The 13,676-nt window shown below is 68.9% G+C and carries 9 protein-coding genes and 1 pseudogene; 5 read left to right on the top strand and 5 right to left on the bottom strand.

Annotated features, from left to right (window positions below; all coding sequences use genetic code 11):
* The 3 genes from ACOJTC_RS00405 to ACOJTC_RS00395 form a co-directional block, all read left to right on the top strand.
* A partial coding sequence (locus ACOJTC_RS00405; protein ID WP_420115289.1) for a hypothetical protein occupies window positions 1–184 on the top strand: 184 nt, incomplete at its 5' end.
* Between the two features lie 10 nt (window positions 185–194).
* Window positions 195–977 (top strand): deoxyribonuclease IV, encoded by a 783-nt coding sequence (locus ACOJTC_RS00400; protein WP_204925495.1) that lies wholly within the window; start codon window positions 195–197, stop codon window positions 975–977.
* Between the two features lie 6 nt (window positions 978–983).
* Entirely contained in the window at window positions 984–3,308 is a 2,325-nt protein-coding gene (locus ACOJTC_RS00395) for a hypothetical protein (RefSeq protein WP_420115288.1), read from the top strand.
* Between the two features lie 33 nt (window positions 3,309–3,341).
* Here ACOJTC_RS00395 and ACOJTC_RS00390 read toward each other — a convergent pair whose 3' ends face one another.
* The 3 genes from ACOJTC_RS00390 to ACOJTC_RS00380 all read right to left on the bottom strand — a co-directional run bounded on the left by ACOJTC_RS00390 (window position 3,342) and on the right by ACOJTC_RS00380 (window position 9,474).
* Window positions 3,342–4,850 carry a glycosyltransferase family 87 protein gene (locus ACOJTC_RS00390; protein WP_420115287.1) on the bottom strand — a complete coding sequence of 503 codons (1,509 nt, stop codon included), beginning with the start codon at window positions 4,848–4,850 and terminating at the stop codon, window positions 3,342–3,344.
* A 1,037-nt stretch (window positions 4,851–5,887) separates the two neighbouring features.
* The gene (locus ACOJTC_RS00385) at window positions 5,888–8,830 is read right to left on the bottom strand and encodes a transglycosylase domain-containing protein (RefSeq protein WP_420115286.1); all 2,943 of its coding nucleotides are present in this window, start codon (window positions 8,828–8,830) and stop codon (window positions 5,888–5,890) included.
* A 197-nt stretch (window positions 8,831–9,027) separates the two neighbouring features.
* On the bottom strand, window positions 9,028–9,474 hold the full coding sequence (locus tag ACOJTC_RS00380; RefSeq protein WP_204925498.1) for a DUF5318 domain-containing protein: 447 nt from the start codon (window positions 9,472–9,474) through the stop codon (window positions 9,028–9,030).
* 175 nt (window positions 9,475–9,649) lie between these two features.
* Here ACOJTC_RS00380 and ACOJTC_RS00375 point away from each other — a divergent pair, with 175 nt between their 5' ends.
* Window positions 9,650–10,288, top strand: a complete 639-nt coding sequence (locus ACOJTC_RS00375) for a PadR family transcriptional regulator (RefSeq protein ID WP_204925499.1) — start codon at window positions 9,650–9,652, stop codon at window positions 10,286–10,288.
* Between the two features lie 23 nt (window positions 10,289–10,311).
* Complete coding sequence (locus tag ACOJTC_RS00370) at window positions 10,312–11,391, top strand: inositol-3-phosphate synthase (protein ID WP_204925500.1); 1,080 nt, start codon at window positions 10,312–10,314, stop codon at window positions 11,389–11,391.
* A gap of 148 nt (window positions 11,392–11,539) precedes the next feature.
* Here the strand turns inward: ACOJTC_RS00370 and ACOJTC_RS00365 are convergent, their stop codons facing one another.
* On the bottom strand, window positions 11,540–11,935 hold the full coding sequence (locus ACOJTC_RS00365) for a peptidase inhibitor family I36 protein (protein WP_420115285.1): 396 nt from the start codon (window positions 11,933–11,935) through the stop codon (window positions 11,540–11,542).
* 437 nt (window positions 11,936–12,372) lie between these two features.
* Window positions 12,373–13,676 (bottom strand): annotated as a pseudogene (locus ACOJTC_RS00360) (hypothetical protein); the annotation flags it as partial.

Below are 13,676 nucleotides of genomic sequence, written 5' to 3'. Positions count from 1 at the left end.
ACGGTACAACGATTTCGTCACGTGTGGAGAGAATCAGCGCTTTTGCCCGATGATCGGCGTCGGCCAATCGTCGATCCCCGTCCGGACCAACGACCGGCGGGCCGGCCGGGTGACGACCGCCGCCCGCGGTGGGACACCACGACCCGGCCGCGCCACCACCCCGCACGTCGGTGCCTCGACGTAGGCTCGCCTGCATGCGTATCGGAGCCCACGTCGACCAGGCCGACCCGTTGGCGGAGGCGGCCACCCGCGCCGCCGAGGCGGTGCAGTTCTTCCTCTCCGACCCGCAGGGCTGGAAGGCCCCGAAACCCCGGGAGGACGCCGACCGGCTGCGCGCCGCCGAGGTCGACGTCTACGTCCACGCCCCGTACGTCATCAACGTGGCCACCCTCAACAACCGGATCCGCATCCCCAGCCGCAAGCTCCTGCTGGGCCATGCCACCGCGGCGGCTCAGCTCGACGCCCGGGGGCTGATCGTGCACGGCGGCCACGTCAACGCCGGTGACGACCTCGCGGTCGGCTTCGACAACTGGCGCAAGACCTTCGCGTACGCGGCCGACTCCGGTGGGTTCCCCGTCCCGGTCCTGATCGAGAACACCGCCGGTGGCGACAACGCATGCGCCCGGCGGCTCGACGCGCTGGCCCGGCTCTGGGACGCCCTCGGTGACTACGAGGTGGGCTTCTGTCTCGACACCTGCCACGCGTACGCCGGTGGCGAGGAGCTACTCGACCTGGTCGACCGGGTCAAGGCGATCACCGGCCGGATCGACCTGGTGCACGCGAACAACTCCAAGGGCGGGTTCAACTCCGGGCAGGACCGGCACGACAACCTCGACGGCGGCACCATCGACCCGGAGCTGCTGGTGGCGGTGATCCGGGCGGCCGACGCCCCGGTCATCGTGGAGACCCCCGGCGGGGCGACCGGTCAGGGCGCGGACATCGCCTTCCTCCGCGAACAGCTCGGCACGGGGGCCTGAACGCCGATGACCACCAACGCGACGGGCGGCAGCCCACCCCCACGGCAGACCGGCAGTACGGACCCGACCCCCGCGGGCGGGACGGGGTCGCCGCAGGACCGGCCGGCACCCGACGCGCGCGACAGCTCGGAGCCGGGCAGGACCGACCCGTCCCCGACCGACGGAACCGACCCGAAGCCCGACGGAGCCGGCTCGGGGCCGGCCGGATCGAGTGCGACGCCCGGCGGGCCCGACCCGAAGCCCGCCGGATCGGACGCGGAGCCCGCCGGAGCCGACCCGAGGCCCGACGGAGCCGGTCCGGGGGCCGACGAGGGCCGGGCCGGGGGCGGTAAGGGCGGGGCTGCGCCTGGGCCGGCCGGGACGGAGGTCCAGCCGTCCGGGACGACGGTGGAAAAGGCCGGAGCGACTGCGGCAGCGGCCGGTCAGGCCGGCGCACCCGACCAGACCGGCACGCGCCGGACCTGGAAGGACAAGTTCCGCAGAAGCAGGACCGGGCAGGACGGGCCCGGGAAGGGCCGGGGCGACGGTCCCGCCGGGGACGGAGAGAACAAGCCGGCGGCCGAGACCGATCCGTGGACCTCGTTCGCACCCGCGCCGGAGCCGGTGCCCGGCCGCACCGGACGGGCCGTCCGCGCCACCGGCCGGTTCCTGGTGCACGAGTGGACGCTCGCCGTCCTCGCCTCGCTCGCCCTCGCCGTGGGGATGACCTGGCCGACCCTGCGCTATCCGCTCTACACGCTCCCGCAGGACTACTGGGACCCGAGCCTGCAGGCGTGGCAGATGGCCTGGTCCGGGCACGCCCTGCGGACGAATCCGGGGCAGTTGTTCCAGTCCAACACGTTCTTCCCGGAACCATGGAGCTTCGCCTTCTCCGACATGCTGCTCGGGTACGCCCCGGCCGGCCTGCTCGGCACCGGCCCGGACGCCGCCGTGCTCCGCTACAACATCATGTTCGTGCTGGCCCACGCCATGGCCACCTTCGGGGCGTACGTGCTGGCCCGACAGTTGGGCGCGGGCCGGATCGGCTCGGCGGTCGCCGGGGTCAGCTACACGTACGCGCCGTGGCTGCTCGCCCAGGCGGGGCACCTGCACATCGTCTCCAACGGTGGTATCCCGCTGGCGTTGGCCATGCTGGCCCGGGGCCACGGCTGGTCACTGCGGCACGGTTACCGCCCCGAACGCCGCCGGGTCGGCTGGGCGTACGCCGGGTGGGTGGTGGCCGCCTGGCAGCTCAGCCTCGGCTTCGGCATCGGCCTGGTCTTCGCGTACGTCCTCGCACTGACCCTGCTGGTCTCGGCGGCGGTGTGGTTCTGGCGGCGGCGACGCGTACGGCGGCCCTTCGGTCGCCGGCTGTTCGTCGCCGACCTGATCGGCGGACTGCTCTTCGCCGCCGTCGGCGCGCTGCTGGCGGTGCCGTACTTCAAGGTGGCCGAGCTGCACCCGAACGCGGAACGCACGCTCGGCGACATCGGCGTCTACTCGCCGCCGGCCAGTGGTTTCTTCACCGCGCCCGCCGAGTCGTGGATCTGGGGCGGCCTGCACGAGGGGGCGCGGGCCGCGTTGCCCTGGCACCCGGAGATGACCCTCCTGCCGGGTTTCGTGCTGTACGCGCTGGCGGCCGGTGGGCTCTTCTTCTCGGTGTGGCGGCTGCGGCACCGGCTGCTGATGCTCGCCGGGGTGATCGTCACGATGGTGATCGCGATGGGGACCCGGTTCTTCGACGGCACCTTCACCTACGCCCCACTGTTCGAGCACCTGCCCGGGTTCAACGGGCTGCGTACGCCGGGACGGATGATGCTCTGGACGACGCTCCTGCTCGGCCTGCTCGCGGCCGGTGCGGTGAGCGCCTTCGCCCGGCGGGTACGCGAGATCAGCGCCGACCGGGTGCCCTCCAGGCCGTCGCCGTGGCTGCGGGCGGTCACTCTGCTGCCGTTGCTGCTGGTGCTGGTGGAAGGGCTGAACGACACGCCGCACCCGGTCGTGCCGGAGCAGCCGGTGGCGATGCGCACGGTGGAGGGTCCGCTGCTGGTGCTGCCCAGCGGCCAGAACCAGGACCAGCCGGTGATGCTCTGGTCGACCACCCGCTTCCAACAGGTGGTCAACGGGGGCAGCGGCTTCACCCCGAAGCAACTCGACGACGTGCGCCGGGTGTCGGCGGCCTTCCCCGACCAGACCAGCGTCGACTACCTGCGCACCCTCGGCGTACGCAACGTCGTGGTACTGCGGGACCAGATCGTCGGCACGCCGTGGGAGGTGACGGTGGACGCGCCGGTCGAGCAGTTGGGCATCACCCGCCAGCAGGTCGGCAACGCCGTCGTGTTCCGTCTCTGAGGTCGGGTTGCGGTGGGGTTGGGATGCGTGGTGTCAGGCAGGGGTGGGGGCTGGTTCCGGTTCGGCGGCGGGGGTCTTGCGGCGGAGTTTGGACAGCCAGGGGGCGTCGGGGGCGCCGTCGAGCACGCCGCCGTCCGGGTCGTCGAGGTAGGTCTGGCGGACCGCGTCGCGCTCCGGGTGCAGGATGTCCTTGACGATCAGGACGCAGAGCACCACCACCGTGCCGAGCCGCAGCGACGAGGCGAGCACGAAGACCCCCTCGGGGAAGACCGGGCGGCTGGTGGCCGAGCCGAGCAGTTCGCCGTAGAAGGCGACGAAGTAGCAGACCTCGGCGAACTGCCAGGCGAGGAAGGCGCCCCAGCGGGGACGGGCGAGCACCGCCAGCGGCAGCAGCCAGAGCACGAACTGCTGCGACCAGACCTTGCTGAAGATCAGGAAGGCGGCCACCACCAGGAACGCGAGCTGGGCCAGCCGGGGCCGTCGGGGTGCCCGCAGCGCCAGTACGGCCACGCCGATGCAGGCCAGCCCGAACAGGGCGTACGACAGGTTGTTGAGGGTCGGGATGTTGGCGTTCAGCCACTGGAACGGGCCCTGGTCGCCGGGGCTGCCCGTGTTCACCTTGCCGTCGAGGTACCGCCCGATGTACCAGAGCGTGCCCCAGTCGATGGGTCGGGTGGTGTTCAGCTCGAAGAACCGTCCCCAGTTGTCGGGGTAGCGGATCGCCGTCGGCAGGTTCACCGCGACCAGCGCGACCAGGCCGGTGGCGACGGCGGTGAGCGCGGCCCGTAGCCGACCGGCGCGCAGACCGAGGATCAGGATCGGGCCGAGCAGGAACAGCGGCCACATCTTCGCCGCGCCGCCGAGGCCGAGCAGGACGCCGGCCAGGGCGGGTTGTCGTTTCGCCCAGGCGGCCAGCCCGAAGGCGGCCAGCCCGATGGCGAGGAAGTCCCAGTTGACGGTGGCGGTGAGGAACAACGCCGGGGCCAGGGCGAACAGGGCTCCGTCCCACGGTCGTCGGCGACGCAGGGCGAGGATCACCCCGACGGTGGCGACGGCGAGCGCGCCGAGGGTCAACGCGTTGGCGTTGTAGAACCAGCGCCCCTGGTTGATCGTCGGGTCGTCGACGCCGAGCGAGTGCACCGGCAGGCCGAGCGCGCCCATCATGTAGCCGGTGAGCACCGGGTACTCCACCGGGTGATCCCGGTAGGGGACCTTGCCCTCGTGCAGGCCCTCGGCGTAGTAGAGGGCCAGCACGTCGGTGTAACACATCCGGGTGTACTGGATGTTGTTCTGCCAGGCGCCGTTCTGGCAGGGCGCCTTCTGCACCCAGTGCAGCGCCAGGGTCAGGCAGGCCAGGGCCAGCACGATCCGGGCCGCCGTCCAGAACCGACTCTCGCGACCGGCGGGCCGGTCGACGGCGACGGCGTGGTCGCCGAGCGGTCCGCCGATCGCCTCGGAGACGCCTCGGACGAAGCCGTCCGATCGGGACGGGTGGTCGCTGCTCCCGGCGTCGTCGATGCCGGCCGTCGGCTGGGTGCTCATGGATAGGTATCTTGCCGTACAACGTTCCCAACTGCGAGGCTCTGAGCCTGCTCTCCACGCGGATACCTGGTGCTTGTAGATGCATCGGCAAGCATCAGCATCCTCTTCGAGGGGAGTGCAGGATCTGACCGCGGCCGGCTGGAGCCATGGGTTGATTACGGCGACATGCACGGCAAATCGCAGCCAATACCAATATCCACGACCTTAATATTAGCTCACACGCTCATCCCGCAGCACTAGAAATGCATTCACAACTCTTAGACGGCGGAACAACGGAGCAAGACGCCACAATCTCTACTTGGATCGCATTTACCTTCGCGGCAAAGCGATCCACTGCAAGTCAGTAGGCAACCAGTCCCGCACCCCGTCGGTCGAAATCTACATAGAACTCGGTGGCATCCAAAACATCGGTGGCAATGACAGTCCATGTCCCGACCGAAGCCCACTTCAGCCCGTTGCACTTCCCAGTTCGACGGAAGCAAACCTGGGCATTTACCCCCCGGTCGCGAGGCATTATCTGTATATCACTAAAGGCCGAAGTGGTCTTCGCATAGCCCGAGGACGGCCAGGTGAACGAATCATTCATGTCAGCGTAGTTCTTTGCGTCACTGTAACAGGACAAAATCCTACTGGCGCTTGATCCCCCTTCCCCCTGACCTCCTTCAGGGATCCGAAAAGATGCACCTGCCCCAATGCTCTCGTTCGCCTGAGCAGCACCCGTCGGCACAAGAACCGAAAAGCATGAAACAGCAGTAATAGCCATAGCGGAGAATCGCTTAGAATTCGACATGCCCCAGACATTATCAATTTGCTCGACCGACGTCAATCCCTGCAAGAAATGCTTATTGTTTGAAACAAATATGCAAAATTACCTGGGTTCACCCTAACGGAAGTGGATTATGCTCCCCTCAGAGGACAAGCGCATAGATTCATGACCGCGCATGGACGCCGGCTGGGCGGACAAACGCCGCTGCCGGCGACCGCAGGTATGCGGATCGCCGGCAGCGGCATTGACGCTCGTCGGTGCGGGTTTCGGCTCAGTCCCGGGCGCGTGGGGTCGGCAGCAGTCCGCCGCCGTTCCCGCCGGGGAGGTTCTGGTTGGGCGGGATCGGCGGATCGCCGCCCTGGTTCCCTCCCTGATTACCACCCTGGTTGCCGCCCTGGTTCCCACCTTGGTTGCCGCCCTGGTTGCCGCCTTGGTTCCCACCCTGGTTGCCGCCTTGGTTACCGCCGCCGAGGAGGCACTGCAGGTCGGTCGGGGCGCAGTTCTGGCCGTTCGGGTTCGGCGGTGGCGGCGGGGGCGGCGGCGGGGTGCCGTTGCCGGACTCCGGGTCGCCGACCTTCGCCGCCGGCGGGAAGTCCAGCTTCTCCTCGCCCTTGAGCGCGCCGTTCATGACCCGTTCCCAGATCTCGCCGGGCATGGAGGAACCGGTCATGTTGTCGCCGTTGTTCAGCTTGATCGCTTCCCGCTTGCCCTTGTTGCCCACCCAGACGGCGGTGGCGAGCTGCGGGGTGTACCCGACGGTCCAGGCGTCACCGTTCTGGTTGGTGCCCTCCTTGAGCTCCCAGGTACCGGTCTTGGCGGTCGCCTTCCGGCCGTCGGCCAGGGTGTGGCTGATCCGGCCCGGGTATGCCTCCAACACATCGGTCACGTCGGCGACCACGTCCGGGTTGATCCGCTTCTGCGGCTTGAGCTGCTCGCCGCCGAGCTTCTCCCACTTACCGGTCTCCTTGTTCTGCTTCTCGGCGGAGATCAGGAAGTGGGCCTTGTTGTAGATGCCCTTGTTGGCGAAGGTGGCGAGACCGTTGGCATGGTCGAGCACGGTGATCGGGTACTGGCCGTAGGCGACCACGTGGTAGAAGGGGTCGGGCGCCAGGTCGGTGGCCTTCTCCTTGGTCAGGTCGTGCCCCTTGGGCGGGCTCACGTTGGTCTGCCACATCATGCTGACGCCGGCCTTGGCCGCCATGTCGACGATCTTGTCGGGGCCGATGTCCAGGCTGACGTGGTAGAACGGCACGTTCAACGACTGCAGCGTGGACTCGCGCAACGTGCAGGAGTCCCCACACTTGGGGTTGTCGTTGCCGGCGTTGCTGACCCGGAACTTGTCGCCCTCCGGGGTGAACGCCCGGCCCTTCCAGCGCGACTCGACGGACTTGCCGGCCTCCAGCGCCGCCGCCAGCGTGTAGATCTTGAAGCTGGAGCCGGGCGAGTGCCCACCGGTGACGTTGCCGTTGGTGTCGGTGTTGGTGCCGGCGTAGTCGGTACCGGTGCCGTCGTCCCCGCCGTAGTAGCCGAGCACCCGACCGTTACGCGGGTCGATGGAGACCACGGCGGCCATCAGGTTCTTGCGGGCCCCGTCCAGCTCCGAGCCCTTGGTGCTGCGCTGGGCGGCACCGGTGACGGCCTTCTGTACCTTGTTGTCGATGGTGGTCCTGATCCGGTAACCACCCTCGCGGAGCATCGCCGAACAGCGCGGCTTACGCTCGGTCACTTCCGCGTCGTTGTCGGTGCAGAGCTTCTTCTCCCGCATCTCCGCCGACACGTAGTTGATGACGTTACCGATCGGGGTGTTGACCCCGAACTTGACGCCCGACCGGGATTCCTTGGGGGTCTGCAACGTCTTCGTCGGATACTCCGTCGGATGCGCCGGCCGGCCGGGGGCGTCGACCCAGCGCATCTCGATCATGTTCTTGATGACGTAGTCCCAGCGGCTCTTGGCGTCGGTGGGGTTGATCGACGGGTCGAAGCCCTTGTGCGTGCTGCTCGGCTCCGGCTGCTTGATCAACGCGGCGAGCACGGCGGCCTCGGCCACGTCGACCTTCGAGACCGGCTTGCCGAAGTACGCCCACGCCGCCGCCTCGATGCCGTACGCGTTACGACCGAAGTAGATGGTGTTGAGGTAGTGCTCCATGATCTGTTCCTTGGTGAACTGATCATTGAGCTTGGAGGCGACGATCGCCTCCTTCACCTTCCGCGCGTACGAGTCGTCCTGGAGGTTCTCGTAGGCGTTGCGGGCGTACTGCTGGGTGATCGTCGAGGCGCCCTGCTTGTCGCCGTTGGAGAGGTTGTTCCAGGCGGCACGGGCGATGCCCTTGTAGTCGACACCGGCGTGCTCGTAGAAGTTCTTGTCCTCCGCCGCCGCCACCGCGTCCCGCATGTGCTGCGGGATCTGGTTGATCGAGACGAAGGTGCGGTTCTGCTCGCCCACCTTGGCGATGACCGTCTTGTTGTCGCTCGCGTAGATGGTGGTGGCGAGCGGCAGCTTGATCTGGTTCGGCAGCACCACAGTGGTGGAGTAGTAGGTGAACCCGACCACCCCGAGGCCGGCGAGCATGATGAAGACCGCGAAGCTGGCGATCAACAGGTTGATCCGCTTACGCCGCTTCGCCCGCGCCATCGCGTCCGGGTCACCCGGACCACGCCCGCGCCCGCCGCCCGCACCGCCGTAGCCACGGCCCGGCCCGTTCGGCCCGTTCGGGCCACCCGGCCCGCCGCCGGCCTGCGGGACGCCGGCCCGCGCCACGGAGGCCCGCCCGGCGGAGCCGACCGAGGCCGCGCCGACGCTGGCCCGCCCCGCGGAGGCCGTCCCCACCGAGGCCCGGCCGGAAGGCCCGCCCGCCGGGGAGACCGGCACCGACGCCCGGCCCGGGCCACCCCATCCCGGCGAGGCCGGGGAGACCGGTACGGACGCCCGACCCGGCCCGGCCGGCGAGACCGGCACCGAGGCCCGGCCCGGGACGGCCCGGCCGACGGAGGCCGATCCGGCGGCACCACCTGTCGTGCGCGGCGGGGGGACCGCCGCCGAAGCCCGCCCGGTGGGGGCGGCACCGCCGACCGAGGCCCGGCCCGCCGGGGCCGAGCCCCGGGCGTCACCGCCCCGCCGGGGGTACCCGTCGTCCGCCCCCGGTCCGGGGCCGCCGTTCGAACCCGGAACCTGGGCCCGCGCACGCGGGGAACTGGGATCGCCGTACGAGTTCATTCCTCACACCCTGCCGGTCGCGGTGGGACGCGGGGGCGTCACCACCGGGTTGCCGTGAGTTGACACACGCGTCGGGAGGCCGGCGCGGAGCCGGGGACGCGCTGCAAATTCCACATCATTCGGGCCATTCGGGCCGAAGTGCCGCCGGTCGCGGTGACTGTGTCGTACGCCACCCGAATCGACCGGATCAGCCAGGTTCACCGTTGCGCCTCTCGCCTTCGCCCCTGCGTGGCAGCGGTGGCGGCGTCCGCCACCCCCTGCTCCGGGCCGCCCTCGGCCAGCCCGTCCCGGCCGAGCAGGAACTGCTCGACGAGATGGTTCCAGTCACAGCCGAGGCACACCTCCACCACGAAGACCTGGAACTCACGCAGCGTCATCGCCAGCACGGGCAATTCGGCCAGGGAACGCGCCTGGCCCGCCGACTGCCTGAGTTCGTCCCCGTAAATGTAGTGGACGTGGGTCAGGTTCTCGCTCCGGCAGATCGGACACCGTTGGTCGGTCGGTTCGCCGTGGAAGCGGGCCGCGTTCTTCAGGTACGGCGACGCGTCGCAGACGTCGTACGTGCCGACCCGCCCGGCGTGGAGGTCACGCAGCACTGCCCGCTTCTGGAGCGAGTAGTCGACCACCTGGCGAGACGTACGCATGCGGCAAAGGGTACGCGCTCCGGTCGGGTGGGGCGACCACCGTCACGATCCGTGAATAGGCCGGCGCACAACGGGGGTTTGCCCGGACGCCGATCGAGGTACTAACGTGCGATGTATCGGTCCGATACATCGAGGCGGTTGACCTTCCGCCCCGACGGCAGGGGAAGGGTGGCCCGTGCTGGAACTCGCCATCCTCGGCCTCCTCCAGGAGTCCCCGATGCACGGCTACGAACTCCGCAAGGAGCTCGCCGCCAAGCTCGGCGCCATCCGGGCGGCGATCAGCTACGGCTCGCTCTACCCGACCCTGCGCAGGTTGCAGGCGGCGGGTTGGATCACCGAGGCCGCCGACGCACCGGCCACCGCCGAGGAGGTTCCCGCGCTGACCAGCCGGCGCGGTCGGGTGGTCTACAAGATCACCGCCGAGGGCAAGGAACGGTTCGCCCAACTGATCGCGCAGGCCGGGCCGGAGACGTACGACGACACGGGTTTCGGCGTGCACTTCGCGTTCTTCGCCCGCACCGACCAGGCGACCCGGCTGCGCATCCTGGAGGGCCGCCGACGCACGATCGAGGAACGTCGCGAAGGACTTCGGGACGTGCTGGGCCGGGCGGCCGAGCGGCTCGACGCGTACACCCTGGAACTGCAACGCCACGGCCTCGACGCCTGCGAGCGTGAGGTCCGCTGGCTGGAGGAGCTCATCGCCAACGAGCGCTCCGGCCGTGCCCCGACCGCCCCGCGACCCGGGGTGGCCGACGGTCCACGAGACAACAACAGCCCGCCTCCGCCTGGAGAGTCCAGGAAAGAGCGGCCGTGATGAAGAAGAAGGAGGCAGACGCTATGGGCTCCGTCCGCGTCGCCATCGTCGGTGTGGGTAACTGCGCCTCGTCCCTCGTGCAGGGCGTGGAGTACTACCGCAACGCCGACCCGAACGACCGCGTCCCGGGTCTCATGCACGTCACCTTCGGCGACTACCACGTATCGGACGTGGACTTTGTCGCGGCGTTCGACGTGGACGCCAAGAAGGTCGGCATGGACCTCGCGGAGGCGATCGTCGCCAGCGAGAACAACACCATCAAGCTCTGCGACGTGCCGCCCACCGGCGTCAGCGTCCAGCGCGGCCCGACCTTCGACGGCCTGGGCCAGTACTACCGCGAGATCATCGAGGAGTCGGACGCCGAGGCGGTCGACGTGACCAAGGCGCTGCGCGACGCCCAGGTCGACGTGGTCGTCTGCTACCTGCCGGTCGGTTCCGAGCAGGCGGCGAAGTTCTACGCCCAGGCCGCGATCGACGCCGGCTGCGCCTTCGTCAACGCGCTGCCGGTCTTCATCGCCTCCGACCCGCAGTGGGCGCAGAAGTTCACCGACGCCGGCCTGCCGATCGTCGGCGACGACATCAAGAGCCAGGTCGGTGCCACCATCGTGCACCGCGCGCTGGCGAAGCTGTTCGAGGACCGTGGGGTCGAGCTGCTGCGCACCTACCAGCTCAACTTCGGCGGCAACATGGACTTCATGAACATGCTGGAGCGCAACCGGCTGGTCTCGAAGAAGATCTCGAAGACCCAGTCGGTCACGTCCCAGATCCCGCACGAGATGGTCAAGAGCGACGTGCACATCGGCCCGTCGGACCACGTGCCGTGGCTGGACGACCGCAAGTGGGCGTACATCCGCCTGGAGGGTCGTTCCTTCGGCGACACCCCGCTCAACGCCGAACTGAAGCTCGAGGTGTGGGACTCGCCGAACTCGGCAGGTGTCATCATCGACGCCGTCCGGGCCGCGAAGATCGCGCTGGACCGCAAGATCGGTGGCCCGATCCTGTCGGCCTCCTCGTACTTCATGAAGTCCCCGCCGGTGCAGTACGCCGACCACGACGCGCACGCCGCCGTCGAGGGCTTCATCACCGGCGACGTCGAGCGCTGACGCACCGACCACCGCACCGTCGAGGGCCGGGTCCGTTCGGACCCGGCCCTCGCGTGTTCGGTCCGCCGTCTCCAGGTACGGCGACAGCCGTCGGCAGAGGTGCGCCCGGGCGCCGGTTCCAGGATCGATCCGACGGGCTGTCCCTCGTTCAACAGGCCCGGTAGACCTTGTCCGCCCTGTTCTGCTTCGGGTAGACATCGCTGATGGATCTCTTCGAGGCGCTCACCATGAAAAGCGGAGTGCCGTTGCTCTCGTAGAACGTCACCGAACCGCTTTTCAGGTTGTAGTAGACCGCTTCCGTGCGGTTCTGCCAGCCCCAGGTGGCCAGGTTCTGCCAGCCGCAGTCGGACAGCTTGCCGTAGGGGGTGCCGAATCGCACGTCGTCGTAGAAGCAGAACCACCCGTCCGGGCAACTGGGGGCGGCGAGCACATCTGGCGAGGTTCCCGATTCCGCAGCCGCAGGGGTGGCGGCCGAGAAGCTGCCAAATATGATCAGGAAACTGATCATCACGCCGGCCAGCAGGCGGCGAACGGCACGGACCATGGTGGCTTCCCTCCCTCGGTCGAGCGACAGCAGGGCAGGTCGGGAGCACCCGATGAACGCTCCGAGATCGAGTGGCGACGCTCCGTGACGCCTGTTGGCTCAGGGTAGAGTCGCGCCCCGAATGATCGCCAGACCGGAAGGGGATCCTGATCGACCGCAGGACGGCTTCGATCATCGATTTCCGCTAAACTCTTTGCCGCCTCGGATCGGGCGGATCAGACCCGTCCCCGGCGATCAAGGGCATGACCATGTGGGATCGACCCTTCGGCAGCCGATCACCGGCACCATCCGGGCCGGAAACCGCCACCGTCGGCGTCATTCTTCACATGGCGCATCCCCGATTCGCCTTTTCGGGGCCGCGTTTCTGACACCTCGGCTCGACGGTACCGCCGCCCGGGGTGGGTTTCGCAGAAGACCCACCCTCCCCGGGCGGGTACTCAGTCGCGCCCCTTCCTGCGCTCGCAGTCCAAGAACGTGGTTCCGGATTCGACCACCGGCACCGGCGTCTCGGGACGTACGGTCTGCTCGTGGAACAGGAGTGCACCGTAAGCAGGGTCGACGACGAGCGTGTCCCGGGTGTCCACAGTCTCCTCCGCGGCTTCGCCGTCGATGCTGAACGCCAGTCCCTGCCGACCCGTCTCGTCGATCGACCAGTCCCGAAAGACCAGACCGGGCAGACCGGCAAGCACCCGCAGGACCGCCGCTCGCTGTGCGGAACCGAGACAGTGCTCCTTGTTGAGGTTGGCTATCCCCCGGAGCACGGCCAGCGACTCGGCCGCTGACCCCGGCTCGGCTCCCTGATCGACCAGGAGTTGCCGGCTGAGTTCCCGGGGGTCCGTCGACGGGTTCGGAACCCGCAACCGGGTCAGCGCGGAGGCAGTGCACTGCGTCGGCTCAGGCTTCCTCCGGTCGTTCGCGTCGATCAGCGTGCTGGACTCGCAGTCCTGCCCGTCAGAGACGGTCCTTCGGAACTCCCGTTTCTCGTGGTCGTCCACCTGGGACGAGGTGGTCGTCCGGGAGACGACCAGCCGGGTGAGCACGGCGTCCTCCCGGGCGAGCGCCGACTGCGGTGTGACCACTATCCGCTGGCCCAGCACGAAGACCTCGTACCGACCGTCCGCCGCCTCCTCCACCACCGGCCCACCGGCCCGCTCGTTGGCCGGCGAGACCCGGTCGCGCCTGCGGTCGCCCGTCGCCATGCTCAGAAGGACCAGGGAAACGGCGGTCAGTGCCGCCGCCAGCAGGTACCACCGCCGCCGGGGTGGTCGCACGATCGAGGGTCCAGGAGTCCCCTCGGCCGCCGTATCCGAGGCGATCACTGCATCTGCCGACGGGACCGACGCGACGAGCGGATCGGACAACGGGTCCTGCGGTTCCGTCTGCTGTTCGCCGAGGCGATCGGCCAGCGCACACCAGGCGCGGACCTGGCTCTCGTGTGCACCGAGGCAGAGGACGAGGTAACCCAGTGCATCCGGATCGAGGGCGACCTCGCCGGCCAGGATGGCGTCAACCTGCGCTCTTCCCGGCACCGAACCCGACAATGCGCCCTTCAGTCGCTGCCCACTCACCGCGTCGAGTCGCCGTTCGAGTTCCTCGTCGGTCAGCCGCTGCTCCGCCCTGAGCCGACGCAGCGCGGCGAGCAGGCTTGACGACGAGGCGATGTGGCCGTCCGGCTCGAACCGCTCGGCGGCCTCAACTGCCTCCTCGCGAAGTCGTCGCCAGTCGCGCGCGACCTCGTCGG

The sequence above is a fragment of the Micromonospora sp. genome (assembly GCF_048594385.1).
In the GTDB taxonomy this organism is placed as follows: Bacteria; Actinomycetota; Actinomycetes; order Mycobacteriales; family Micromonosporaceae; genus Micromonospora; species Micromonospora wenchangensis.
This window is presented reverse-complemented; position numbering and strand designations above follow the sequence as displayed.